At 60.1% G+C, this 26,207-nt stretch carries 16 protein-coding genes; 4 read left to right on the top strand and 12 right to left on the bottom strand.

What is annotated here, in order from left to right; all coding sequences use genetic code 11:
• Positions 1 to 20: 20 nt before the first annotated feature.
• Both G7068_RS06640 and G7068_RS16645 read right to left on the bottom strand, forming a co-directional pair.
• Complete coding sequence (locus G7068_RS06640) at positions 21 to 1,118, bottom strand: hypothetical protein (RefSeq protein WP_166290452.1); 1,098 nt, start codon at positions 1,116 to 1,118, stop codon at positions 21 to 23.
• A gap of 49 nt (positions 1,119 to 1,167) precedes the next feature.
• Positions 1,168 to 1,800, bottom strand: a complete 633-nt coding sequence (locus G7068_RS16645) for an RNA polymerase sigma factor (protein WP_425280500.1) — start codon at positions 1,798 to 1,800, stop codon at positions 1,168 to 1,170.
• A gap of 288 nt (positions 1,801 to 2,088) precedes the next feature.
• Between G7068_RS16645 and G7068_RS06630 the strand changes: the two genes are divergently transcribed.
• Entirely contained in the window at positions 2,089 to 3,405 is a 1,317-nt protein-coding gene (locus G7068_RS06630) for an RICIN domain-containing protein (RefSeq protein WP_166290448.1), read from the top strand.
• Positions 3,406 to 3,601: 196 nt separating this feature from the next.
• Positions 3,602 to 4,162, top strand: a complete 561-nt coding sequence (locus G7068_RS06625) for a pyridoxine/pyridoxamine 5'-phosphate oxidase (RefSeq protein ID WP_166290446.1) — start codon at positions 3,602 to 3,604, stop codon at positions 4,160 to 4,162.
• Here G7068_RS06625 and G7068_RS06620 read toward each other — a convergent pair.
• Positions 4,146 to 9,077: a DUF7507 domain-containing protein gene (locus G7068_RS06620; protein ID WP_166290444.1), complete on the bottom strand. Its 4,932-nt coding sequence runs from the start codon at positions 9,075 to 9,077 to the stop codon at positions 4,146 to 4,148. The two genes, G7068_RS06625 and G7068_RS06620, sit on opposite strands and share 17 nt — an antisense overlap.
• A 178-nt stretch (positions 9,078 to 9,255) precedes the next feature.
• On the opposite strand from G7068_RS06620, the gene G7068_RS06615 reads away from it, so the two are divergent.
• The gene (locus tag G7068_RS06615) at positions 9,256 to 11,817 is read left to right on the top strand and encodes a LuxR family transcriptional regulator (RefSeq protein WP_166290442.1); all 2,562 of its coding nucleotides are present in this window, start codon (positions 9,256 to 9,258) and stop codon (positions 11,815 to 11,817) included.
• 5 nt (positions 11,818 to 11,822) lie between these two features.
• Here G7068_RS06615 and G7068_RS06610 read toward each other — a convergent pair whose 3' ends face one another.
• From G7068_RS06610 to G7068_RS06590, 5 genes are all read right to left on the bottom strand, one after another.
• Positions 11,823 to 14,390 carry a helix-turn-helix transcriptional regulator gene (locus G7068_RS06610; protein ID WP_166290440.1) on the bottom strand — a complete coding sequence of 856 codons (2,568 nt, stop codon included), beginning with the start codon at positions 14,388 to 14,390 and terminating at the stop codon, positions 11,823 to 11,825.
• Positions 14,391 to 14,615: 225 nt separating this feature from the next.
• Positions 14,616 to 15,020 carry a hypothetical protein gene (locus G7068_RS06605; protein WP_166290438.1) on the bottom strand — a complete coding sequence of 135 codons (405 nt, stop codon included), beginning with the start codon at positions 15,018 to 15,020 and terminating at the stop codon, positions 14,616 to 14,618.
• A 398-nt stretch (positions 15,021 to 15,418) separates the two neighbouring features.
• The gene (locus G7068_RS06600; RefSeq protein WP_166290436.1) at positions 15,419 to 15,802 is read right to left on the bottom strand and encodes a hypothetical protein; all 384 of its coding nucleotides are present in this window, start codon (positions 15,800 to 15,802) and stop codon (positions 15,419 to 15,421) included.
• Positions 15,803 to 15,938: 136 nt separating this feature from the next.
• Positions 15,939 to 18,251, bottom strand: coding sequence for an Ig-like domain repeat protein (locus G7068_RS06595; RefSeq protein WP_166290434.1), 2,313 nt, complete (start codon positions 18,249 to 18,251; stop codon positions 15,939 to 15,941).
• A gap of 287 nt (positions 18,252 to 18,538) precedes the next feature.
• Entirely contained in the window at positions 18,539 to 20,797 is a 2,259-nt protein-coding gene (locus G7068_RS06590) for a DUF5979 domain-containing protein (protein ID WP_166290432.1), read from the bottom strand.
• Positions 20,798 to 21,137: 340 nt separating this feature from the next.
• Here G7068_RS06590 and G7068_RS06585 point away from each other — a divergent pair, with 340 nt between their 5' ends.
• Complete coding sequence (locus tag G7068_RS06585) at positions 21,138 to 21,767, top strand: hypothetical protein (protein ID WP_166290430.1); 630 nt, start codon at positions 21,138 to 21,140, stop codon at positions 21,765 to 21,767.
• Positions 21,768 to 22,129: 362 nt separating this feature from the next.
• Here G7068_RS06585 and pstB read toward each other — a convergent pair whose 3' ends face one another.
• The 4 genes from pstB to pstS form a co-directional block, all read right to left on the bottom strand.
• Complete coding sequence (gene pstB, locus G7068_RS06580) at positions 22,130 to 22,909, bottom strand: phosphate ABC transporter ATP-binding protein PstB (protein ID WP_166290428.1); 780 nt, start codon at positions 22,907 to 22,909, stop codon at positions 22,130 to 22,132.
• A gap of 27 nt (positions 22,910 to 22,936) precedes the next feature.
• Positions 22,937 to 24,013: a phosphate ABC transporter permease PstA gene (gene pstA, locus G7068_RS06575; protein ID WP_166290426.1), complete on the bottom strand. Its 1,077-nt coding sequence runs from the start codon at positions 24,011 to 24,013 to the stop codon at positions 22,937 to 22,939.
• Positions 24,013 to 24,939, bottom strand: a complete 927-nt coding sequence (gene pstC, locus G7068_RS06570; RefSeq protein WP_166290424.1) for a phosphate ABC transporter permease subunit PstC — start codon at positions 24,937 to 24,939, stop codon at positions 24,013 to 24,015. Before pstC ends, pstA begins: the two co-directional genes overlap by 1 nt.
• A gap of 146 nt (positions 24,940 to 25,085) precedes the next feature.
• Positions 25,086 to 26,189 (bottom strand): phosphate ABC transporter substrate-binding protein PstS, encoded by a 1,104-nt coding sequence (gene pstS / locus G7068_RS06565; protein ID WP_166290422.1) that lies wholly within the window; start codon positions 26,187 to 26,189, stop codon positions 25,086 to 25,088.
• Positions 26,190 to 26,207: the final 18 nt, after the last annotated feature.

Here is a 26,207-nt window from a genome sequence, read left to right as displayed (position 1 = left end):
TCAAACAAACATTAAGCGTCTCACCAGGTTTCTTCGTCGCGTGGGGGGATACCGTCCACCACCGTCGACGTAAACGTTGAAACGTATCCAACCGTTTTGTTCGCTTCCATGGTTCGTGCGCCAATAAACATGCCGGTGTCCTTATCAAACACAAGATATTGACCTCCTGCCGACGAGGGCTCCCCTGAGGGCAACCTCACCGCAACTCGGCTCGTGTCTTTTGGCGCTATGGGGTCAGTACCCAGTTCCACGCCCTCCAGCTCAGCTAGTAGTTCAAGACTTGCTGATCGCAATCCGGCGGGGTACGCGAGGTCGCTCAATACAGGAGTGAGCCATTCGATGATGCGATTCTCACCAGGATCCTCTTCACCCGTCTGCCTATAACCGTTCAAAATATATTCGCGCAGTGCAGCCGGTTCGTGGGGAGCATTGTTGTACGAGGGGTTGCCTTCGAATGCGAGGGTTCCCGTCGGCTCTCCGGTCTCTTCCGACACCTCATAGTGGAGGCCTCCTGGCAAGATCTGATCCTCTGGAAAATCCGTTAGCGCAGCGTACTCTTCCGAGGAATTTCTCGCGAACTCTTCTGCCTGTGGATCGTTTAGAGGCTGAATCATCTCAATAAATCGCGACTTTCCGAAGCGCTGCACCCAGTCGCCATTCCGGTCGCTAGGAATATAGGTCACGTTTGTTGACGCTTCACGGAATCGCACGCCCCCCTGAGAAGCCACCTGTTCTTCGAAGGTTAGGCTTTCATCGAAGTACGCGGAATCAGGAAAATTTGTCTGGTCCCATTCACCGGATTCAACCAACCTGAGGTATTGCCCAGGTTGCATTTTCGGATCGTTCACTTTCACGCTGTTTGCGGCCTTGAGAAGTACTTCCGTTGCCGAGGCAGGTGTTTCTGTGGCAGGTGGACTAGGTGAGAATACCGAAACCGCGACAGCAACGGCCGCTGCCATCGTGATTCCCGCGATAGCAAGTCCACGGGTCCGCCTTGCACTGGTACTTCTGCCAAAACGATTCGGGGTATGGGTGGCAGAAGCTGAGCCCTCCGCGCGCGATGCTTCAATAGCGCGCTCAAGTTTCGCCCGACCGACCAAAAAACTTTCGTCGCTCATCGTGTTTTCTTCACCACGAAGCCGACGCAGTGCCTCCAACTCGCTATCCCTAGGCTGTTGCATAGTGTTTCTCCGTTTCATTGGCACAGCCCTCAACGCTGGGGGTGTGATCAACATCAAGATGAGTGCGTATGATTTTTCGAGCGCGATGCAGGCGGGACCGCACGGTGCCTACAGGTATCTTGAGCGCTTCGGCGATACCCGCAGAATCGAGCTCAGACCAAGCCGCGAGCGTGAGCACGTCACGGTCCCGTTTCGGAAGCTTAGCGATGACGCCCGCAATCGAACTCACCGCAAGACCCGCGTCGATACGATCCTCGGTATCAAGAAATGGGTCATGTATGGCGTGCACCGTTCCTTCTCCGCCAAGACCCTGCGAGGCGGCGGTTAACCGCCACAATGCAACCTCGTCACGCCTGCGCCGCCGGATCAAGCGGGTCGCGATTCCAAGTAGCCACGGTAGCGCGCTGTGAAACGTAGCGTCGTATCGCTCTCGTCGTTCGAACGCGACAAGGAACGTTTCGCCCGTGAGGTCGTCAGCTTGTTCTGCGCCGAGACGTGACGCAATGTAACGAAACACGGCGCGGGCATGACGATCGTATAGTTTGCCAAATTCCCCAGGTCTGTCGCGAGAGCGTGCCACGATCTCGGCATCGCAGCAAGAATCTTCACTATTTTTCATGTTGCCCATACTGAGTATTGCCACGAGAACCGACCCGCGTTCACGATTGCATAAACAAATTGCAATACAACCTTCTGAACTGCGGATCCATCGAAGCGCTCGGCAACTGTTCGGCCGATTCACGTGTCAAACGTCAGCCAAGTGTAATCGCTGTCGCGATTGTGAAAGCTGATCGGCTCTACAGCTCTCAGATTTCTATCCACCCAAAATAAATGTGCAGCAGACCGTTATGAGGTCGGGTCGTCTGCGTCTCCTTAGTGACACCATTCACAAGACAGGAGCGTCAACTTGAAGATCCCCACTTTCTCGCGTCGCACAAGGCTCAGTGCTACCACCATCGCGGTGACGACGTTCCTCGTGAGCCTGGGGGCTCTTCCCGCAGTCGCATTGTGGGAAGCTTCCTCCACGGCGACTGGCACAGTGAATGTCCCGAAAGTGGAGGTTACACAGTCCGGATTCACCGGGCTCACCGCGACCTATCTGAACAGCGCGCTCTCAAGCACGGGCAGCTTCACCATAAAGAACACCGGAGGCGCCGCCGGAGTCGCTGGTGCTGTGGTCACTGCAACCGGTACGTTGGCCGAGGCGATGTCCGTGCAGGCATGGCCCGTTGCCAACACCGCCGCCTGCACCACGGCGACAGACGCACCCGAGACCGCTGTGATGGGGACCTGGGCGAACTTCCCGGCGCTCGAGCCGATTCAGCTCGACCCGGCTGCGACAATCACCGTCTGCGTGCGCACGACGATTGCCGACCGAAATGCGGTTACGAGTGCAACTGGCAGCCAGAGCGTGAGCCCAAAAATCGCCGCATCACTCACCGCGGGCAACTGGACGGTAACCGCCGCTGCAACGACTGTCACCCAAGCTACAAAGCTGATTTACCCTGTGGCTACCGGCTATCTTGTGGACGGGGCAGCGGCAAACTGGTTCGCGATTAAGTCCGGTGATGGCCGATGCCTCGATGTGAACGCATCGGGAGTCGCAGCGGGCACCACGGTTCAGTCATACACTTGCAACAACTCCGGGGCTCAGCGCTTCGAGATCGTTCCGATTCCAGATACCGAGTTGGTGACCATACGGCCGAAAAGCTCCGGTCTTTTGAACGTTGCAATCAATGCTTCTAACAAGACAGTCTTGGCAACCCCCAACATCGATGCAGCGGACCAGCAGTGGCGCGTTGACCGCATCTCGGCCACGACCTACATGATCGTCTCTGCAAAAAATGGACTCTGCTTTAGCGGGTCGGGTGCAAACGCTCAGGCCAGCGTGGCCACCTGCTCGGGCACGTCGTATCAGACGCAATCGCTCCCGCGTGACACATTCGGTTGCAGCGCGAGTGGCGCCGTTCTCACGGTTCGACTCGGCGTAACCACGACACCCCGAACCTACAGCCTTCAGTACCGCGCAGAGGATGGGCCCTGGACCACAATCGGATCCATCGCTACCACCGTGACCTCATTCAACGTAACGTTTCCCACTACTGCCACCCAAACATACGAGGCACGAGTGACCGACGAACGCGGGTCGATCATCTATTCGGGAATGACACTTTTCACCGACAGCGCCACCAAAAAAGTAACGTGCGGAACCGGGTGGAGCTAACATTATTGCTCTCATGAGCAACGCACCGGAGCCACTCACCGACATTGATCTTGTGGAGCGTCTGCGAACTGGCGAAACGGGCCGATTTCGCGCTGCCATGGCCGCTCTGAGAAACCACAAAAGCACACGCTGAGCGGATCCCATGTCAGTCCGGCTGCCATGCGAAAGCCTCGGCTTTGCTCGTATGCTGGGCACCATGAGTGAACTCGAATCACGCCTTCGCCAGCTTCCTGCGTTTCCAGAACCACTGCCGGTGCTTCGCGAAGAGGATCTGCCTGCTTCTCCAGACGAGCTGTTCCTCGAGTGGCTGAATGCGGCAATCGAGAGTGGGGCTAGACAGCCGCACGCGATGACAATGCTCACCACTCGGCCCGACGGAACCCCGGTCGGACGCACGCTAATTCTGAAAGACATCGATGCCGAGGGCTACCACTTCTCGACGCATCGCAGCTCGCGCAAGGGCGTGGAGATCGCGCATAACCCACGGATCTCGTTTGTGTTCTTTTGGCGGGAGTCGGGCCGCCAGGTTCGGGTCACCGGCGACGCCGTCGCGCTGAGCGACGAGGTGTCGCAGGCCGATTGGGCTGAGCGACCGAGCTACGAGGGAGCACCAAACCCCGACTGGCAGCGCTACGCGCTCTGGCCCGACGAGTTCGAATTTATGCAGGCGCGACTCGACCGAAACCACACGAGGATCGAATACCTTCGCGACGGTCACACGTGGACAATGGCCCGGGTGACTACCCCCGCGGGCTAGCTGCGCGGTTAACTGGGTAGCGGCGCCGCCTCACGAGAAGCATGCCAATGCCTAAGAACACGCTCCCGAGCACTACGAAGAAGCCGAACTCACCTCCCGTCGAAGCGAGGCTGCCCCGGGGCGTGGTGGGAACGACGCCAGCCGTGCCGCCGTTGCCGCCACCACCCGGCGGTGTCCCACCGCCTCCACCGCCTCCGTTGTTCGGGGCCGCGACGGCGGTGAACTCGGCGGTCGAGGGTGCCGAGGTGATGGCACTCTCACCCGTTGTACCGCGGGCAGTCGCGGTGTTCTCGTAAACGCCCACCTTCGTAATAACGTTTCCGACAGCCGTGCAGGTCATGGAAAGGGCAGGGGCCAGCGACGTTGCCGGGCAGCTGATCGAAACGGCACGCGGATCCTCAATGGATATGCCACTTACGGCGGTGCCGCCCGTGTTGGTGACCAGAATCCTCCAGCCCGCCGTGTCTCCCGGGTCGATGAGACCGTCTTTGTTGGTGTCCCAAGGTGCCGCCCGCTTGATAATCGCGAGGGACCCCGGTGTTGCGGGCGAGATTGTGGTCGCGCTGGCAGTTGACGGTTCGCTCGAAAAAGGCTTGTCGCGGAACAGGGCGGTTGCGACCGCGGTGTTGTCGAAGGATCCGGCGAGAGCATCTGCGGCCGTCACTGTGTAGCCTGCGGTGCAGGTGACGATCTGACCCGGAATGAGCTGGGGCGGGATCGCGCAGCTCGGAACTGGAATCGCGTCGCTGCCCGTGAAGGTTTGCTCCGTAACGCCCGCGTTGTCGACGGTCACGTTGCCCGTATTGGTAATGGTGAAGAGATACTCAACCGTGTCAGCCTCAAACAGGCCAGACCCTGGTGACACGCTCTTCTCGAGCTCAAGCTCGGGGCTTGGTACCTCGGGGAGCACCACGGTCGAACTCTCTGATTCGACCGGGTCACCAGACACCGGGACTGCCCTCGCGACCGCAGTGTTTACGATTTGGCCGTTTGCTACGTCTGCGGCAGTGACCGTGTACGTCGCCTCGCAAATGACCTGGTCGTTGGGGGCGAGGGTGACATCGGGGCAGGTTGGAGTCGGGGTTGCGCCCGCGCCGCTAAACGCGCGCTCCTGAATTGTGAGTCCGTCGAGGGTCACGTTGCCCGTGTTTGTGACCACGTAGGAGTAAGTGACACCCTGTCCGCTCGACAACACTTGCGCACCATCGGACAACGATGCCGACTTCACAACGCTCAGGGAGGGGTCACGCACCAGATCAACGTCTGCCGTTGAGGGTTCTGAGAGCGGATCGTCGAACCCGTTTTCGGCATCCGCTGTCGCTACTGCGGTGTTGCTGAGGGTTGTGCCTCGGTCGAGGTCGGCCTGCGTGACCGTGTAGTTGGCGCTGCAGCTGGTCGCTCGACCCGGTGCGAGTGCGGTGACCGGACAATTGACCGCGCTCAGCGTGCCGATGCCGTTAAAGCTCTGCTCGACGACGTTGAGGCCGGTCAGCGATACGCCGCCGTTATTGATGACGGCGAAGTTATAAGTGATGACCTGGCCAACCTGGTCGGCAGACGCGACGGAGGCTGACTTGGTGAGCGTCAACGAGGGAGGGGCCACAAGCGTGATTCGGGCGCTCGCGTCGGCGCTGACCGGATCCGGCCCCGAGACCGGGGTGCCAGTTGCATACGCAGTATTTGTGAGTGCTCCGGAAACGACGTCTGCGGCGGTGATTGTGTAATTGGCCGTGCAGACAACACTCGTGTGCGCGGGAAGTGCTGTACTGGGACAGTTCATTGCCGAGAGCGATCCGGTTCCCGAGAAGCTGCGCTCGATGATCTCGAACGCCGTGACATCAACGTTGCTGCCGTTGCTGACCTCGTAGGTGAACGTTACGGTCTGGCCCGTGGTCGCTTTTGTTGTCGAGACGGTCTTATTGAGTTGCAGTGCAGCCAAGACCTGCAGTGGTGTTCTACTTGTCACATTAATCGCCTGCGACGGCCCCAGTACGGGAATTATCTGCGGGGTGATCACAGCGGGCCCCGCATACCCAAATCCCGCGGGAAGTGCGGGCGGCGGGTCCTCGGTGATGGTGCAGGATTCGCCGTCGAAAAATGTCTGAGTGAGGGCATCAATGGCGCGTTCGCCCGCGGGGAGCGTGACGCTCCAGGGTTTGCTGCCCTGGCTGCCGCAAGTAATGGCGCCGGTGAAGGTCAACGGCACCGGAACGCCGCCAGCAGGCAGACCAGTGAGTTCTTTGGTGAAGTTGATGGTCGACGCCGTATTAAAGACCTGCAGTGACACGTTGCTTGTATTGGAAGCGATAATCGGATCGACAAAGTCGTTCACCCCCGGCGTTGGGAATGCTGTCGCCGTGTTTTTGTAGGTGCCCGGAATCGTGCCGGCTGTGCCGTTCACGGTGATCGTCACGTAGTCCTGGGTTGGGCCAATGAGCGAAATACTTGAGGAGACCCTTCGCAACAGCGGGTCGTAGGTGACGGCCCCACAGGTGCTGGCCGGGGAATTTGGTATACAACTCGCAGAGGTGAAGATGAAGCCTGTGGGCAGCGGGTCTGAGAACGCGACATCGTTGACGGCAACGTCACTGCCATTTGCCACTCGGATCGTGAATGCAACCGGGTTTCCCGCCTGGGCCGCGGCAGGGGCGACTGATTTGTTAACAGATACGTCGGCACACTTAGTGGTGGCGGTCGAGTACGCGTAGTTGTTGGAGCTGTTCGGGTCGGTCACCGTGCGGCTGTAATCGTTGATGCCTGCGTTGCCCTGGAGCGTGGTGAGAGATTGAGAACAGCTTGAGGCGTTTACAACCAGCGGTTCGAGCGTGTAGGCCACGGTGAACGATGCGCCGGAGGGAAAATTGTCGACCTGGCCATCCGCAAAGATTGAGTTGTACTGGTTGAAATTGCCGTCCGGCACCAAAGCCGGGCAAACCACCCCGCCCGTCGCCGTGCAAGAGACTGCTTGGAAATTCAGGCCTGTGTAAAGGTTGCTGTCCCAGTAGTAATAGTCAGAGACGGTTGGGTGCGGCGCAGCGTTGGGGCCGTTGTTCGTGTACGTCACCGTGTAGGTGATCGGTGCCCCCGGCATCGCGGTCGAGCTGCTTTGGGTCTTTGTGACCTGCAAGTCTGCGGGAGGGCATTCACCCGGGCCGTCGGCCGTGACAGTGGGTCGCGAGTAATTGTTGCTGTAGTTCGAGTCGCGCAGTGGTGACTGCGGGTACAGATCGGCGTAGTTCGTGACGACACTTACTGCTTCACCACACGTCGGGGTCGGATTTGGGATCGGGTCGAGGGTGTAGACCACTGTAATGACGCCACCGACCGGGAAGGTCGGAATATTGGTGTTAATGAGCCGATCGTATGTTCCTAACGTGCTGTCGGTATTCAGGGCTGGGCACACGGCGCCACCACTCGCCGTGCAAGAGACGAGGTGGTACACCCAACCGGTGAAGAGCGAAGTATTGACATCTGCGTAGTCAGAAAGGCTCGCGCCGCCAGCAGCAATGGGCCCGTTGTTTCTTGCCGTGAGCGTGTACGTGACTGGCGATCCCGGAGCGATAGTGCTCGCGGAGGCTGTCTTGTCGACCTGCAAGTCGGTCGCCGGGCACTCACCAGGGCCATTTGCGGTGGCGAAAATGCGGGAGAAGTTGTTGCCGGTGTTCGGGTCTACGAGGGGATACGGTGCCGTGATTCCTGAATCGTTGACGACGTCGGTGGTGAGGGAGCCACAGCCGGGAGTGGCAGAAAGTACTGGGTCTGCCGTGTAGACCACGGTGACGCTGCTTCCCGCAGGCATTCGGGTGCCCATTGCGTTGAACACGTTTGTGTATTGACTCACGTTGGTGAGAAATATGGGACAGATGGCGCCCCCGCTTGGAGCGCAAGAGACGAAGCCGATGTTCATTGAATCGAAGAGGGACGAGTCCCAATACAGGTAGCTTCCGACGATCGGGTTGTCGACGGTTGCCGGGCCATTGTTGCCGTACGTCACGGTGTAGGTAACGGGCGATCCTGGTGCGATCGTTGTTGAGCTTGCTGAGCTGGTTACGTACACGTCCGCACGGTTATTAATGGCCGAGCCAACCACGCTGTCATTTGAAGTGAGATCTGAATCAGTTGTGCCTGCGGGTGGATCGACGTGCGCATTTGCTGTCACCGAAGATGGTGATTGAGCGCCATACACGCCTGAGATCGTGAGGGTGAGCACACCAAGATGTGGCAGCAAGGAAGCTGACCCCGAAACAGCCGTGTCAGTAGTGTTAAGGGCCCCAGGGCACGCTGCACCCGCAGTTGCACCACAACTCGCGGCGACATTTGTCGCGCCGGTCGGCATGGTGATGGAAAAGGGTGCACCGTCAGCAACTGGGAGCGCGTTGTTGCTGATGGTCACCGTATAGCTGAACGTGTCGCCAACGACGGCGGCTGCCGGGCCCGCAATGTTAATGGTGACATCGACGACTGATCCTGGAACTGCGATGAGGGGAGTGATGAGCTTAGAGGATGGAGTGCCCGTGTCGGGGACGTTAGCTTTTGGCTTCGCTTGGGGAGTCGCGGGTGTTTCAGGATCAGCGGGCGTTGTCGGCGGTTCGGGCTGAGGAGCTGGCTCGGGGTTTTGCGTTGGGGGAGGATCGGCGGGCGGCTTCGGCTGTGGAGTCGGGTCCGGTTGCGGCGCCGGGTTTGGAGTGGGGCTGGGAGTTGGCGCCGGAGTTGACTCGGGTTCTGCCGTGGTCGCGGGAGCATCTGCAGCGGGCGGTGCCGAACCGTTCGACTCACTGGTTGCGGTGCCCGATGTGTCCCCGGAATCCCCGAAGGCCAATGGTCCCGTGCCGACAGTGAGACAGCCAGCAACGAGGGCCAGTACCGCAACGTGACAGGTGAGTCGACTTGCCTTCGTGCGAAGTGCAGGTTCCATTACGGTCGGCCTCCCCTGGCTCAACAGCAGATAAGCCTCACATTCGTCCCAATGTGCGCTCGCCGCAAGGCGCTTGTGAAATTTGAATCGTTGTGCATCGGAAATGCTGCGAACAGCACTAAATACCCCTCGACCTAGCCCCACTCTCCCTCGTAGGATCAGGGCACAGGGGGTAGCAATGTCTGATCGAATGGACTCTTTGCGGTTTGGGGTGGAAACACTGCTTAGCGGTGAGAACCTCGACGTTGTTGGTATGCGTGGAAGCGGCAGAACACTCTTCCTGAACGATCTGATTGACCGCTTGGGTGACGAGGGCTGGAAGGCCGTGCGGATCCGCGGGAACGCGTCGCTCGCCAGCGTAAACTTCGGGGCGCTGATGACGGCCGGGATCCTGCCCGGAACAGCAGGGCCCGGGAAGTCGCAACTGGCGACGGCAATAGACTCACTGCTTGAGTACGCGGGCGAGGACGAGTTCGTTTTTGTTGTTGATAACTGGGACGATCTTGACGAGTCCACGTGGGGTGTCATCGAGGTGGTTCGCCAGCGCACGCGGCACCCCGTTGCGGTGTCGCGATTGCTCGGTCGTAAGGTGAGGCAGACGCCGAGTGGGCTGCACTCCGCTTCGTCAACCAACGCACTTGTGGCGACTGTTGATCCGCTCAGATTCGCGGAGATGACTGAGATGGCGGAAGCGCAACTCGGTGGCAGTGTAGATCCAACAACCCTCAGTCGCCTCTACGCAAAATCTGGTGGGCTTGCCGGTATCGCCACAAAAATGCTTGCGTCGGGGGCGCTGAGCGGCAGGCTCGTTCAGCGCAACGGCGTTTGGATCGCGGTTCGCAGCCTGTGGTCGCCAGCGCTGAACGGAGTGCTGGAGGCGTACCTCGAACCTCTCAACGCGGGGGAGCGGGACGCCGTTCAGACGATCGCCCTGGCGGGAGTGTGCGACGTCGAGACGCTGCGCGACGTTGTCGACTGGAGCATCCTCGAATCTCTTGAGGCGAGCGCTCTGCTGAAAGTGTACGCGTCGGGAACTCGGCAGCTCGTGACGCTGTACCCACCTGCGCTGGTCGAATACCTGCGGAGTGACTCGCAAAGAATACAGAAGATTCGCCTGACTGATGTACTGCTGAGCAAACTCGGAACTCAGCCGCTCGCACCGTTCGCCGTTGCCTCGCCAGACGGGCACCTCTCTTCTGAGGACGGCGCGATCTTCACGAGGCTCACACACGAGCAGGCTCAAACGCGAGCCCAGGTGACCTACGCCGAATGGAAGCGCGAGCCATCGGCTGAAACCGCAAGGCACCTTATTCGGGCGATGCACGTGGTTGGCAGCACCCCCGAAGAATTCGTGACCATTTTTGAGACCCCCTTGCAAGAGAGCAACAACTACAGCGCGGAAGCCGACTACCTGTGCTTGCGAGCCGAGTGGATGGCCTACGAGACCAAAGACGTTGATGGGGCGATAGCGCTTCTCGAGAGTGCACCGGAACGCTGGGGCTCGTATCGCAGAATCTCGGAAGCGTTTTCGGTGACGCTGCAGAGTTCGCTGCGGCGAATCCCTGAGGACTACGCCTCAATACTGGAGATTACACACGACCTGCCGAGCGACGTCGAGATCGCTCTCCTGCGTTCCCAGATGTACGTGCTCATCTCAGTTGGGCGATTCGAAGCCGCACAGCGAGCCTACGACCGTGTTGATGCGCTGTCGCGGCTGCGGCTTGGCAACGCCCCCAACGCGCTGTACGGCATTGCCCTGTTGGGGCAGGGTCGGGCCGACTCCGCGCTTGCCTGGGCTAGGCAAGGATACGAGGACTCCCGCAACGCGCTCGATTTTGAGGCCGTTCGCACCCACGCTTCAGCGCTGGTGTACTGCCTCGAGGCCGACGGCCGCTTTGACGATGCCGAGGAGATCCTCAGTGCTATCTTCCCGGCAGGGCGACCGCCGAGGCTGCTTGAGTCGGCCTCCGCGCAGTTTGTGCTTGAGGTGACCTCGGGTTTGATTGCGGCACGGAGCGGCGAAGCCGCCCAGGCCGAGGCTTCGCTGAGTGCGGTTCAAGAGATGGGACTGCCCGACGGGCCGATGCCGAATGAGAGTGTGGCGATCCTGCGGGCACAGGTGTTGATCGGCGAGGGAAAGCCCGACGAGGCCGCCGAAGTGCTGTGGGCCAGCGGACAGGACCTCTTAGATCGTGGAATGATCTACGCGGGAGTGTTACTGCAGCTCTCGTCGATCCGCACCTCACCCAATGACGAACGGCTTGAAGAGGCCGCACAAACCGCAAAGCTGGTTGAGGGTGAGTTTGTTGCCGCACTCGTTGACTACCTGAGGTTCGTGTCTCTCGGCAATGGCGATAACGTCGAAGAGCTTGCTGACCGGCTCGTTCGAGCTGGTCGCAGTGGGCTCGCGATCCTCGCGCTGGATCACGCGATTCGCTGGGATCACGAGCAGCAGGGAGGCCGCAGATCTGCCCAGCTGGTTGATTTCAGAGTGCAGCTGATCCAATCTCTGCCCGCGAACCACTACGAGGTCGCGGGGTACAACCCGCAGGTATCAGGGCTCACCACTAGGGAGACTGAGGTGGCGGTGCTGATCGCGAAGGGCCTGACCAACAGGCAGATTGCGGAGCGGCTTGTTCTGAGCGTGCGAACCGTTGAGACCCATGTTCGCCATATTCTGCGAAAGACGAACAGCGCCACAAGGGACGACGTTCAATACTCGATCCAGGTGGATCGCTAGGTCGCTCAGAGCCGGTCCGCAACCTGCAGGCGGGTTTTGGCGTTTGTCTTTTTCATGATCTTGTGAACATGAGTTTCTACCGTTCTGACGCTGAGAGTGAGCTCCTCCGCGATCTCCTGGTTACTTCTGCCAAAGGCGACCAGCCATGCGACCTGGAGCTCGCGGGGTGTGAGGCTCGGGTGTGGAGCCTGCCCCATCCCGGCATCTGAGACCTCACTGTGCTGCTTCTTCAGTTTCGCGAGTGCCTCGTTCATAGCCTCGGTCCGCTCGGTGTCGCCAGCCTTGCGAAAGTGATCCGCGGCGGCTCGATAGCTCGAGAGCGCAAGTGCGGTCTGCATGGTGTCAAGCAGCTTGGCCGCCACTTCGGCAGTGTTGTTGTACCTGTTCTCCTGCACAAGCAGGAGGTAATCGAAGTAAGCGGAGAGTGATGGCGACTGAATCGTCTTCAGTTTCGTTTGTGTGAGCGCGAGGCGCTGCGGGGAAGGCGAGATTTCGATGCTCCGAAGCATGCCGTAGACCGCCGCGGGTTTTGCGTTGCGTCGCCACAAGTGAATCGACTCTTCCCACAACAGTTCAGCCGCGCTTGCCTGCTCACCCTGTTGAATCATGAGCTGAGCCGCGGCCCACTGCGATGACTGCGCCTGGAAGGGGCCCTCGAGGCCAAACTCGTCGGCGGCTTCGAGGTGCGCGAGCGCGGTCTTCGGGCGTCCCTGGTGCAGCGCGAGAACCGCCGCGCTGACCTCAAGACTCTGCTGCGTCGACCACTCAGCAAGAAAACGGGCGGATCCGCCGGCGGAGAGGATCGTTGCCAGGATGCGCTTGAGCTCTGTGAACCTGCCATCTGGGATCAGGATCCCTGAAAGCACCACCGCGTGAGCGTGGCAGCCCTCGAGATCCAGCTCAGCCAGGGCATGCTCGAACCCCTCGGCCGAGCGTGCGTGTGCCTGCTGTACGTGCCCCTGCCCAAAAAGAATGTAGTTCAGCAGCGGGTCGTTGCCGGTTGTTATCGCCTGAACCGTGCGGTCGTAGGCATCCTTTGCCTCGTCGAAACGGCCGGTGATGCTCAGAACCAGAGCGAGTGTTCTGCCGAGCTTGTCTTCAACAGGGGCAACAAGGCCCGGGCTGGGCGTAAGTCGTGCCTCGAAGTCTTCGGGCACCGACCTCAGCATGGACTCAAGAGTGACCGCGTAGGCGTCGACGCAACGCTCGTATTCGCCCAGCTGATCTCTGCTCGCTTCAAGGTCGGCGAGGGCGCCATCCAGATCGTTGAGCGTGCAGGCGCGCCACTCCGCCCGAAGCCTCACAAGTTCAGCCTGTGCAGCCAGCGAGCCGGTTGCTGGCGTGGCATACAACGCCGATTCGATGTCGAGCATCGAGGCATCAGTTTTTGCGAGAGCCTTAACGTAGGCCACACAAGAGTCTGCCGTGGGATCGTGCTGCCAGCGCTCAGCAGCTTCGAGGGCGCGTGACTTTGCCTGCTCGCGAATGATCCGGGTGAACATGGCATCTTGCTCAGCGTCTGATTCAAGAGCGTCTGCTGCCTGGTGCTCGGCGGACGCGTGCGGAATCGCACAACCCAGTTTGTGCTCGATGAGCTGTTCTTGGCGAAGCCTTCTGAGCGTTGCGGGTGACCGCCGAAAATACTCCACGATGAGGGGAGGTGAGAGCGTGAGGAGGTTCTGATCCTGAGCCGAATACATTTTGAGGAAGGAGTGCGACTCAAGCTCTTCAAGCATGTCCCACCCGACGAGTTTTGTCGCTGCGGGGAGCTCACGAACGCCCGACAGTGCGAGCACCTCAAGGGCATCTTGCGCGGTTGGGGTCAGACCGGTGAGAAAGTCTTCGATTACACCAAGCAGTGCCGGGTTCCAGAGATCGTGTTTGACCCTCCACGCGGTGCCCTCTGACAGGATCCTCTTGTGAGTGACCGCAGAGTCTGCGAGCTTGATCGCGAGGCCAATGTTTCCGCCGGACTTCGAGAAGATCCTCGCTCCGAGCGAGGCATCGACAGCACCCCCAAGGTAATCACGAAGAATGAGTGCAAGATCGTCGGAGGAGACCGGCTTCATTTCGATCAGCAGTCTGGATCGCGCCGCGGCGGAGTGCTTCTCCGCTGCACGCGAGCGTGGAGCCGGAACGCTGAGGCGCGTGCTGGCGACTGGAACATTTCGCTGCGCCGAGACCGACTGAATGACACCCCGCGAGAGGTCGTCGAGGTCGTTCCAGTTGTCGACCAAAATGACGGCCCTGCCGTCGCCCAGTTGATTGCTGAGGGCCTCGATCGCGCGCGAGACGGTTACGTTTGCATCGTTTGGTGCAAAGAGTCCGGACGCCATCAGCGTGCCGAAGGGGTGATCCTGAAAATCTTCAATACCGCTGATGAACAGGTAATCGAGCCCAACGCTGTCGAGGCGACGCCCCAGTTCTTTCAAAAACGAGGTGCGTCCGCTCAAGTGTGCGCCGACGATATCGATGCTGCTGCGTGTGCGCAGGAGTTCTGCCGCGATGGCGAGCTCGTCGCTGCGTCCGCGAAGTAGCCGCTCCACCTGCGTGAGTCTGCCGAGTTGTTCCAATCTACTATCCCCTAAGTTTTGGATGAAACATGACTGAGTGCCCCGGAATCGAGCATGCGGCATGGAATCGCGCACGTGCGTTTGTTTCGTCAAACCCCCGTAGCGGCCCACAAGAAGTACGTACGGTTTCTGCTGTGATCTCTACTGAAGTGCGTGTGGTTCGTTCTCACTACGTAACAGTGTTGAGGGTTCTGACCGTGGGGTTCGGGGAGCTGCGGTGGTTACTTAGGGAAGTAAAGTGCTCGCAACCGTGGTCACCCAGTAGGCGGCTGCGAGGGCCATTGCGGTTCCGCCGAGGATCTGTCCAGCCCGTTGCCACTTTGTGGCTCTGGTTCGGATGCGTCTGCCTGTATTGCTGATCACACGGCTTTGTGCTTGATGCGTCGTGAGTTGGGCGCGACGAAAAGGATCCTTGTGTAGGCCGGCTTCCTGAGTCGAGTCACTGTATAACTCAGTCTGCCTGCGGAGTGTGCTTTCTACGGCTCGCACGAGAGTCGCCGCGTCATCTAATTGGCCGTTCGCATACATGACTCTGACCGGGAAATAAAGAATGATCCTGTCATCGACAAACTCGATGTCTCGCACACCCTCGATATCGATGAGGTGCGCCATCAAATCGGGGGTCAACACATAGAGAGCATCGTGCGCAAACTGCTTGGGGCAGTAGAGGGTGAAATGGGAGTTGAAGTTTCCTTCGAGCGAGAGCCGTTGGCTCGGGTGTATGGAGATGCCGAGCCTAGAAAATAGGCTACCTCGGGTGCTCGCGCAAATGAGGTTTGGAACTGGCCGAGGCAGGGGGATGATGAGTGCAGCGACCCTTGGGCTTGTGAACTTTCGGTTGCGCACTTGCGCGAGCACGAAAGGACTGTTCGAGTTGCTCGCATCAATGACCGAGGAAAACTCAACGTGACCGCGTGAACGGAAGAGGACTCCAGAAAAAGGTGGATCGATCAACGAGTCCCGGAGGGTAAACCCCCGGGACTCGCAGTAGGACCGGATCGAGGCAGGAGGAGCCAGCGGCTCCCGGCTCACTTCACGCCCTTGACCTGTCCTCCAAGTGACTGCACGACCGTGGCAAAGCGCTTGTTTTCTGCGAACTGGGCTTCCTTTGCCTGCTCGTCGCCGAACCCGGCGTTGATCAGTTTTTCCCAGACCAGCATGACTCGATACTTCTTTCCGTTGAGGGTGAGCAGAAGGATTGACGTCATCGAATAGAGGAAACCGGCTTTGACGACCAAGTCGCTCACGGGGGCGCTATCAATCAGGTCGCCGTTCTCGCGCAGAAGGCCGATGTGTCCATCTTCGATGACCACACAACCCTGCTTTGTGATGACTTTCGAGCCGGCGGTGATTGTGGTTCCGGTTAGCGTTGCGTAGCTGCCTGAGGAAGTGGGGATAGGTTTTGTCGTCATTCTGGTTCCTTGGGTATTACAGTTTGAAAGTTTGTCGGGTTCTTGAACGCAGTAAGACCTCCGGTCGTGGAGAGGCATTGATCGCTTCTCCACAACCGGAGGTCTCGTTCCGGTTCGGAACCGGGATTACTGCTGGTTAGGCGCGGTAGTCGAGCACCAGGCGGTAGATGAACGCTGCCATCGCTTGACGCGACAGGTTGTCCTTAGGCCAGTACTCCTTGCCGGTCGCGGTCTTGTTGCCGGTCGAGAGCTTCACGTCGTACATCCACGAGATCTCCTTGTAGAACGACATTCCGGGCTTCATATCAGCCATCGGTGACACCGCAGGTGCCTTGTAGTTCTTGGGAGCCTCGAGGCGGTAGATAAACGCCGCCATTGCTTCACGTGAGAGGGAATCGTGCGGGCGGAACGTCGGCTTGCCAGCGGCTTCCTTGTAGCCAGTGGAGAGCTTCGCTTCGTACATCCACGCGATCTCCTTGTAATAGGAGTCGCCCGGCTTCACATCAGCAAACGGTGACACGGCAGGTGCCTTGTAGCTCTTAGGAGCTTCCATACGGAAGATGAACGCTGCCATTGCCTGACGCTCCAGATTGTCGGCAGGCTTGTAGAGCGGCTTGCCAACGGGCTGGCGCCATCCGGTCGAGTACTTCATGCACTCCATCCAGTCGATCTCTTTGTAGAACTTGTGAGCGAGAGGGGTGTCAGCGAACACAGGGATCGGACGAGGAGCAGAGCAGAGACCGCCCGGAACCTTCGACCCATCAACAGTGACGACCTGCGACACGGTTGACTTTACGTGGTTCTTGTCGCCCGCGTAGTTTGCAAGGAGGGTGCGCTTTGTGGCCTTGGCCGGGATAGTCCAGCCGGTCAGCGTGGCCTTGTAGCTGCCATCTTTCGCGACGGTCGCTGTGCCAACTTGCTTGCCCTCGAACGTGAGGGTAACGGTACCGGTCGGAATCGTGCCGTACTGTGCGGTGACCTTGCCAGCAACTGACTTCTGATCCTTATTTAGCGCGACTGTGGTCTTGGTGGTCGCCTGCTTCACGATCAACTTCGCGTCACCCGACGCGTACAGCGTAGAACCGGTAGCCGCATCAACGAGGGTCATGGTGACCTTGTGGTCGCCCGCGGTGTAAGCGCCTGCAGGAACCGTGATAGTCGCAGTGGTGCCTGTCAACGCGACAGGGGTCTGCGCGAGGCCGTCGACCCAAACAACAACGCTCGAATTAGCGGGGGCATCGGTTACCGCAACTCCGATTTTTGCCGGCTGGCCATAGGTCACCGTTACGTCGCCAGCCTTACCGTCGCCGTCACCCAGGGTGACGGTTGGTTCTGCATGGTTTGCGGGAACCGCTACGGTCACGCTGGAAGCGGTGTGGTTTGTGTCACCGGCATAGTTCGCAATGAGGTCGCGCTCAAGAATGCCCGTTGCAGACCATCCCGTAAGGGTGGTCGAGTAGGTGCCATCTGCTGCGAGAGTTGCGGTTCCAACAGTCTTGCCCTCGAAGGTGAGAGTGACGGTTCCGGTTGGGATGGTGCCGTACTGGCCAGCAACCTTGCCCGTGACCGAGACGAAGTCTTCACCGAGTTCCAGTGAAGTAGTTGAGGCGGCCTGTGCCACCCGCAGCTTTGCGGAGCTGATTGCGTACACGGTGGAGTTGTCACCCGTGTTGACGAGTGAGGCTGTGATGTCGTGCTCACCAGCCGGGTATGCGCCGGCTGGCAGCGTGACCTTTGGAGTGGTGGTGTTCACCTTGACGGCGGGTTGTGCAACACCGTCAACGGATACGACAATGCTCGAGTAAGGCGGCGCATCAGTTACCGGCACGCTGACCGAGGCAGCCTGGCCGTAGGTGACCGAAACGTCACCGACAGTGCCGGTGGCATCTGCCAGAGAGACCGTCGAGTCTGCGACTGGCGAGAAAGGGGGGAGATAGAAAGCGTGGGTTCGATTCCACTTGCTGGACATCACACCGAAGCCGCTCATGTCGGTGAGGTAGAGGCCACCCTGCATTACGTAGAAGGTGTTGTTCCCGTTACCGGTGTCGACGATGTCAAACTGCTGCGCAGCAGAACCATCGCACGTGCTAGTCCTGATTCTGTTTGTATCGGCAGGAAAGTACTGGAAGCACTGCCGGTTTGTGCCGACCATGATCTCGCCTGTCTTGCCCACTGCGGGCATTGAGACAACACCAGCGAGGTCGATGAGCGATTGCGGCATATCGGTCCGGTTTACGTCCCAGTCCGTGTAATCAAAGTTAAAGTAACCGCTCTTGTTGAGGCCGTATTGGTATGCGACGGGCGCGCGGGTCCCGTCATAGCTAAAGAAAGTCCAGTGGCCTTCCATGCGGTCTACTTTTGTGAGACTCGGTGCCTCAACCGCGTTCGCGGGCGAGGCGATTGTGCCGACGCCAGCCGCGCCGAGCGCAACAGCGCCCAGTGCAACCATGCCGACAATTCTCTTAAATTTACTCAAGATAATTCTTTCCCCTAGATGTTGATGTTCCGTCCGCCCTGTTCCATGGAGCGGATGTCACAGTGTTCATTCAACTTGATGGAATCGAAATGATTTCGGTAAATTTGCTCAGTGAAGTGATGTTTGACTCAGACGGAAGTGCTTTTCTTGGAAAAGTAAGTGGTGTACCTAGGGTGACTAAGTAGTTTGCTCTTGGAGGCCAAAAAGGCGGTGCGGACAACAATGTCCGCACCGCCCGTCTCAGTAGCCAGGTGACCTAGCTAGACCTTTCTGTAGCGCTTGCGCCGCATCACGAGGGCTCCACCCGCAAGTGCAAGGAGCGCCCCAATCCCGACGAGGATCCCGACACCGGTTGAGCCGGTGACGGCCAGGCCAGTCGGCGAGAACGTTGTGGTGCTCGTTCCCGGGGGAGTCGCCTTGGTGGGGTTCTCGAGCGAAACCTTGACCGTGGTGCCATCACCAATCGTAACTTTTGCACCAGTCTCGGTTACCGTGACACCGCTACCTGAGAACACGGGGGTGCCGAAGCTCACACCGGTGACCGCGGAAGGCTTCGCCTCGGAGAGCGTGACGATGGTTCCGGTCGGGATATTCGCGAGGCCCTGGGTCTCACCGTTCTTTACGGCGAGAGATCCACTCACTACCTTGCCCGACTTCTGGTAGCTGTACTTGACGGAGAACCTGGTCGTGGCGGGAACGAGCGAGGATCCGTTACCCGTAACCTTCTTCGTAACTTCAAAGTCTCCGAAGTGGTCGACCACAACCGGTGGCGGCGGAGTCTTGGTTGTGGGGTTCTCAAGGCTCACATGGACCGTCGTGTCATCACCGATCGTAAAGGTTGCGCTTGAACCCGAGACCGTCACGCCGTTGCCGGAGAATACGGGCTCGCCATAGGTGACGTCCGTGACCGGTGTTGGAGTCGCTTCGGAGAGCGTGACGATGGTTCCCTTTGGAAGGTCGGTGAGACCCTTCGTTTCGCCGTTCTTGACCGAGAGTGTTCCGGAAACAGGGGCTCCCGCGTTGTCGTAGCTGTAGTTCACCGTGAACCCGGTTGTCGCCGGTACGAGGCCGGATCCAGTGCCGGTTACGGTCTTGGTTACGTCGAAGCTGCCAAGAGTTGGTGGTGCGAGTGTGGTGGGGTTTTCGAGGCCGACGTTGACGGTCGTGCCGTCGCCGATGGTGAATGTCGCGCTTGATCCCGAGACTGTGACACCGCTGCCGGAGAAGACGGGGGTGCCGTACACGACCCCCGCGATCGGGGTCGGCGCCGCTTCAGAAAGCGTGACCACGGTTCCGGTGGGGAGGGCTGTGAGGCCCTTGGTCTCGCCGTTCTTCACCGAGAGTGTTCCGGTGACCGGGGTTCCCACGTTGTTGTAGCTGTAGTTCACCGTGAATGTAGTCGCTGCAGGTACGAGGCTGGATCCTGCGCCGCTCACGGTCTTGGTGACGTTGAAGTTGCCGACCGGGCAGGGTTCGCGCAGGATTCCAACGATGTTGCCCGCAAGATCGATGAACGTTTTCGAAGACGAAGCGGTGCCCGACTGGGTGCTGGGCGTTCCCATGATCATGCCGTACGCGTTGCTGAGAGTGTCGATGAAGCCCCAGCTCGCGACTCCACCACCCATGCCCGCGCTGTTGTAGGCATCCGCGACGCCATCATTGTTGTAATCGTTGAGCCACACGCCGAGCCCGTAGCCGATGGTGCCCGACTGGCCGCGCGCAGATGCGGCAGCGGGAGACCAAGATATGCGCGGGGTCTTCATCGATGCGATGCTTGCCGGGGTGAGGAGGGATCCGTCATTTGCGAGGATCGCAGCGAGAAACTTGCCGTAGTCGGCGGAGGTTGAGGTTGCGCCGGCAGCCGCTGTGCCGCGGCCGAGCGCGTTGTAGGAGAACGTCGTTGCGGTCATGCCGAGCGGATCGCCAATGTAAGTGTGGAAGACAGAATCCCACGACGGCAAGGTTGCGGCGCCGGTGGCCGACTGAACAACAAGCTGCCCAATGTAGGCCGCGACCTCGTAGTCGCCGTTCATGTACAGGAATTGCGCTCCCGCAGCGAACTGCGGTGCTCCGGCCAGGAGCGGGGCTGCCAAGAGGGCGGGATCGCTGACGCCCGAGGGGAGCAGCGCTTCATTGAGCCCCGAGGTGTGTGAGAGCAGCTGCTCTAGAGTGATTGACCCGTTGGAGCCGTAAAACACTGTTCCGGCGGGCAGGTACGTCGAGATGGGAGCCGTGATGTCGAGCATCCCGAGCTCCTGCAGGCGAAGGATTGTGGCAGAGGTGAGCCACTTGCTCCCCGACCAGATTCGCGCAGACGCCGGTTGCCCGCCGCCTGTTCCGTCGTAGACAACCTCGCCGTTCTGCACGATGTGGGCGCTGTAGCGAATGAGCTCATCGTTTGTGAGTGAGCGATCGAATCGTGTGGTGAGTGCGTCTTCTGCGCAGGGAACATCTGCGCGCGCACCCGGGCTTGAAACTTGGGGAAGGAACGTCGCGCACAGCGCTACGAGTGCGGTCATGGCGACCATTAAGACAATGCGTGTTCTAGACAGCGACGTTATTCGCACAGCAGTTTCTCCGTCATTGGATCGAAATTCTGGGACGTGCCCGGGGGCTACAGGTCCAAGATGTCATCTGATGAAGTCCAGAAGTTACGCGCGACAAGAGATATACGTAGTTGTTTTCCCCATTCTGCGTAGTCAAAGAGGGGTCGTAAGTAGTAATTTTGCATACTTGAAAATCGAAAGATTTTCTATTACAAAAACAATGTTGACCTCTAGATCAGGCATGCGGCGTATACTCGCCGGGTCGCTGATCCGAATTGAGGATCCGCGATCCTGAACTAATTGAAGGAGACCGTTGAGTCGAGAGCACCCACGTCCCGTCCTGCTGCCGAGTTACAGTTTTGACTGGCTGATCGGTTCAGATGAACCCGGGGCATCGCACCGCATTGCACAGGAGACCTCCTGGGCGTTGCTCGATCGAGTGCGCAAGGGGGCCGATCCGGTGATCGTCGAGCGGGTGGTGCAGCTGGCCTCGGGTAGCGGTCTGAACGACATTGCTGAGTTGTGGGCGCACCAGGGAGCGCACTCGCTTGCGGGGGTTCTTTGGCGGCTGTATCTGCTGCGGCGAGTGGCGGGAGCCGATCCTGAGCTGACCGCGGAGCTGTACCGACGCGGTGCCGCAATCGCGGTGACGATTGACCCCATCGTTGCGGGAGTGGCAGAGCCCGCGACGCCAGCCTCGATCACGGAGCTGTGCGACACGATCCTGAGGGGTGCCTTCACCGGTGACCTCGGCGACGCACTCGAACGTGCGGCCAGCTACTGCAGGATCATGTCGCTGGGAGCCGCCGATCTCGCGGATTCGCGCGACAATAACGACGACGAGCACGCGGCGATGCTCACCACAAGGGCGCTGCGCTACTCAACCTTTGCCCACGATTTGCACGGTGGCGCCACGCGCTGGCGCGACGGCACGCTGGAGTGAACGCAACTCAACCGTATGGTCGACCATAATGTTGACTTGCGTTCACGCCGCGCGTGATTGGTCGGGGAGTGGTCAGGATCGGGCTGCCTACGCTAAACTCGTAGCTGCCGGGCCGCAGTAACCCCGGGCTCCAATTTTTGCCGCCTCGAGCGGCCTTCCGCCGAGAGGCGTTTCTGCGGCTCGGTATTTTTTATGCCCGGGCTTATTGTGGGCCGGTGGGCCGGTGGGCCGGTGGGCCGGTGGGCCGGTGGGCCGGTAGGTCCTGGCCCGTAGCCCAAATTCGCGGGTCAGTTTCTGGTACTAAAACGCGGTTTAGTACCAGAAACTGACCCGCGGATGGCGGCTCGAGAGGCTTCAGCAGCCTACCCAAACCGCCCAGAGACGTAATCCTCGGTCGCCTGAACCGACGGCGTCGAGAACATCGTGCTGGTGTCGTCGTACTCGATCAGCTTGCCGGGCTTGCCGGTGCCAGCGATGTTGAAGAACGCCGTGCGATCCGACACCCGCGATGCCTGCTGCATGTTGTGCGTCACAATCACGATCGTGTACTGCTTCTTCAGTTCGTCGATCAGGTCCTCGATCGCGAGGGTCGAGATCGGGTCGAGGGCGGAGCAGGGCTCGTCCATCAGCAGCACCTCGGGCGACACCGCGATGGCGCGCGCGATGCAGAGACGCTGCTGCTGCCCACCCGAGAGCCCCGATCCCGGCTTGTCGAGCCGATCCTTCACTTCGTTCCACAGGTTTGCGCCCTGCAGCGAGCTCTCCACGAGGGCGTCAGAATCCGACTTCGACATCTTGCGATTGTTCAGGCGCACACCCGCGAGCACGTTCTCGCGAATCGACATCGTGGGAAACGGGTTGGGGCGCTGAAACACCATGCCAACCTGGCGGCGCACGAGCACAGGATCAACTCCCGTCGCGTACAGGTTCTCGCCGTCGAGCAGCACCTCACCCTCGACGCGGGCGCCCGGGATCGCCTCGTGCATGCGGTTGAGCGTGCGCAAGAAGGTGGACTTGCCGCAACCCGACGGCCCGATGAAGGCGGTGACGCTGCGGGGCTCGATGTTCATGGTGACACCCTCGACCGCGAGAAACTTGGAGTAGTAGACGTTGAGGTCGGTGACCTCGATGCGCTTCGACATGTTGTGTGCTTTCTGGTTCAGGGAGTGCTAGCGGCCGGTTTTGGGAGCGAACCAGCGGGCGATCAAGCGGGCAAAGAGGTTGAGTGCCATGACGATGAGGATCAGCAGCAGCGCCGCCGCCCACGCCCGGTCAAGAAACGCGAAGGCCGGGTTGCCCTGGTTCGCAAACTGCGTGTACACGTACACGGGCAGTGACTGCATGCGGTCTTTGAACAGGTCGTAGTTCATGGAGGCGGTGAAGCCGGCGGTAATAAGCAGTGGTGCGGTCTCGCCGATCACACGAGCGATGGAGAGCATGATGCCGGTTGTGATGCCCGCGATAGACGTAGGCAACACCACCTTCAGGATCGTGCGCCACTTCGGCACGCCCAGCGCGTAGGAGGCCTCACGCAGCTCGTTGGGCACAAGCCGCAGCATCTCCTCGCTCGAGCGAACCACCACTGGAATCATCAGCACCGACAGCGCGACAGCACCAACGATGCCCATGCGTACCCCCGGACCCAGGAAGATCGCGAACAGCGCGTAGGCGAACAGACCCGCGACGATTGAAGGAATGCCCGTCATCACGTCAACGAGGAACGTGATGATGCGTGCGAGCCGACCGCGGCCGTATTCGACTAGATAGATCGAGGTCATGAGCCCGAGCGGCACCGAGATGATCGTTGCCGCGAGGGTGATGAGCAGCGTGCCGATCATGGCATGCAGCGCGCCGCCGCCCTCGCCCGTGACGTTGCGCATCGACGAGGTGAAGAACTCGGCGTCGAATCGAGCGAGTCCGTTTGAGACGACCGTGATCCCGAGCGAAACCAGCGGCACCATGGCGAGCAAAAACGCGCCCGTCACGACCCCGGTGATGAAGCGGTCCATGGCCTGTCGGCGCCCCTCGACGGTGGCGGACAGAATGGAAATGATAAGCAGGTACGCGAGTAAACCGGTCAGGGTCGCGCCGATCAGCGAGAACTTGTGACCTGAGGCGAGCGCGATGAGGCCAAAGAGCGCAAAGGCGGCGGCGAGGCTCGCTACGAGCGTGATCCAAGGAGTGCTGCGGGGCAGACGGTTGCCCGCGAGAGTGGACGCAGTGCTGGGGCGAATGGTGATGGCCATTAGTTAGCTCCGTTGAACTCGGCGCGGCGGCTGACGATCCAGCGAGCAACCGCGTTCACCAGGAATGTGACGATGAAGAGGATCAGACCCGTTGCAATCAGCACGTTAATGTTTTCGCCGTAGGCTTCCGGGAACGAGAGCGCGATATTCGCTGCGATCGTTGAGGGGTTCTCTGAGGTGAGCAGGCGGAAGCTCACCACACCCGTCGCCGAGAGCACCATGGCAACGGCCATCGTCTCGCCGAGGGCGCGACCAAGGCCGAGCATGGCGGCCGAGACGATGCCGGGGCGACCAAAGGGCAGCACCGCGAGGCGGATCATCTCCCAGCGGGTCGCGCCGAGTGCGAGTGCGGCCTCCTCATGCAGCGCGGGCGCCTGCAGAAAGACCTCGCGGCAAATGGCCGTCATGATGGGCAGAATCATCACCGCGAGCACCAGGGATGCGGTCAGGATCGTGCGCCCCGTGCCGGTCACCACACCTCCGAAGAGCGGGATCCAGCCGAGGTTGTCGTTCAACCACGCGTAGACCGGTTGGGCCGCGGGGGAGAGCACCCCGATGCCCCACAGGCCGAACACCACGCTGGGCACCGCTGCGAGCAGATCGACGATGTAACCCAGCACCTGTGCAAGTTTGCGGGGTGCGTAGTGCGAGATGAAGAGCGCAATGCCGATTGAGAGGGGCAACGCGATGAGCAGGGCGAGTGTCGCTGCCCAAACGGTGCCGAAGACTAGCGGGCCGACGTAGGCCCAGAAGTTGCTCGTGAGGAGACTTGCGGTCTTATCGGTTGCGAAGAAAGCGGGCAGACTCTGCGCAATCAAAAACGCGGCAACGGCCGCGAGCGTCACGAGGATCATGCTCCCGGCAAACACTGCTGAGCGGGAGAAGACGCGGTCTCCCCGGCTCAGAACCGGCTTGGCTGTTGTCACTGGTGTCCTTCGGTGGTGGTTGGGCTACTGTAATCCTGCGCGAGTTGCCCCCACGTCATTCTGCGCGAGCTTGCGAGTCGCAGAATCTGCAGTGAGATTCTGCGACTCGTTCCTCGCGCAGAATGACGGAGAGCAGGCGACGATCCTTACTTGATCGCGTCGATCGCGACCTGAACCTTGCTGCGCAGGTCATCGGAGATCGGGGCGCTGCCGGCGGCCTTGGCCGCCTGATCCTGACCCTCGGTGCTCACGATGTAGTTGAAGTAGGCCTTCACCAGATCGGCCTGGGCCGAATCCTTGTAGTTCTGGCAACCGATGAGGTAGCTCACGAGCACGATCGGGTAGGTGCCGTCTGCGGTGCTGGTGCGGTCGATCGCGATGGCGAGATCGTGGGTGCTGCGGCCCTCTTCGAGTGGCGATGCGTCAACGATGGCCGCGGCGGCTTCCGGTGAGTAGGCGACGAACTTGTCGCCGACCTTGATCTCGACGGTGGAGAGATCGCCAGCGCGTGAGGCGTCGGCGTAACCGATGGTGCCAACACCATTGGTGACGGCCTCAACCACACCCGAGGTGCCCTGGGCTGCCTCGCCGCCGAGGTCGGTGGGCCACTCCTCGATTGCGCCCGGTGCCCAGTCAGCGGGCGCTGCAGCGGCGAGGTAATCGGTGAAGTTCTCAGTGGTGCCCGACTTATCGGAGCGGTGCACCGGCACGATGTTCGCGTCTGGCAGTGTTGCACCCGAGTTCAGTGCGGCGATCGCCGGGTCGTTCCACTTGGTGATCTTGCCCGAGAAAATCTTCGCGACGGTTGACGCGTCAAGCTTGAGCGAATCGACGCCCTTGACGTTGAAGATCAGCGCGATGGGCGAGATGTACGCGGGAAACTCGACGATGTCGCTGTCTGCGGCGCACGAGTCGAACGGGCCCGCCTTGATCTCATCGACCTTGAACGCGCGGTCAGACCCGGCGAACGCGCTTGCGCCCTGCTGGAAGGTCTCGCGGCCGGCACCCGATCCGGTTGGATCGTAGTTCACAGTGACCTTGTCGTTTGTGGTCTGGAACCCTGAGATCCAGGCCTCTTGCGCGGAGCCCTGCGAAGAAGCACCTGCACCGATGAGCTCACCCGAGAGGGAAGAGGTCGTGCTGGTGTCGTCGGATGGCTTGGCGGACGACTCGTTCGCGGCGCAAGAGGTGAGTGCGAGCGCGGCGATGCTTCCGATAGCCGCGGTCTTGATCAGTGTTGAAAGCTTCACTTGAGAACCAATCTGAGA

Origin of the sequence: Leucobacter viscericola, from assembly GCF_011299575.1 — a bacterium.
GTDB classification, from domain to species: Bacteria; Actinomycetota; Actinomycetes; order Actinomycetales; family Microbacteriaceae; genus Leucobacter; species Leucobacter viscericola.
This window is presented reverse-complemented; position numbering and strand designations above follow the sequence as displayed.

What these genes read in the sequence shown, in the direction of transcription:
- G7068_RS06590 (WP_166290432.1), bottom strand. Translation starts at nt 20,797, where the DNA reads ATGACCGCACTCGTAGCGCTGTGCGCGACGTTCCTTCCCCAAGTTTCA.
- G7068_RS06640 (WP_166290452.1), bottom strand. Translation starts at nt 1,118, where the DNA reads ATGAGCGACGAAAGTTTTTTGGTCGGTCGGGCGAAACTTGAGCGCGCT.
- G7068_RS06620 (WP_166290444.1), bottom strand. Translation starts at nt 9,077, where the DNA reads ATGGAACCTGCACTTCGCACGAAGGCAAGTCGACTCACCTGTCACGTT.
- G7068_RS06625 (WP_166290446.1), top strand. Translation starts at nt 3,602, where the DNA reads ATGAGTGAACTCGAATCACGCCTTCGCCAGCTTCCTGCGTTTCCAGAA.
- G7068_RS16645 (WP_425280500.1), bottom strand. Translation starts at nt 1,800, where the DNA reads ATGAAAAATAGTGAAGATTCTTGCTGCGATGCCGAGATCGTGGCACGC.
- pstB (WP_166290428.1), bottom strand. Translation starts at nt 22,909, where the DNA reads ATGTCGAAGCGCATCGAGGTCACCGACCTCAACGTCTACTACTCCAAG.
- G7068_RS06595 (WP_166290434.1), bottom strand. Translation starts at nt 18,251, where the DNA reads ATGGTTGCACTGGGCGCTGTTGCGCTCGGCGCGGCTGGCGTCGGCACA.
- pstA (WP_166290426.1), bottom strand. Translation starts at nt 24,013, where the DNA reads ATGGCCATCACCATTCGCCCCAGCACTGCGTCCACTCTCGCGGGCAAC.
- G7068_RS06615 (WP_166290442.1), top strand. Translation starts at nt 9,256, where the DNA reads ATGTCTGATCGAATGGACTCTTTGCGGTTTGGGGTGGAAACACTGCTT.
- G7068_RS06600 (WP_166290436.1), bottom strand. Translation starts at nt 15,802, where the DNA reads ATGACGACAAAACCTATCCCCACTTCCTCAGGCAGCTACGCAACGCTA.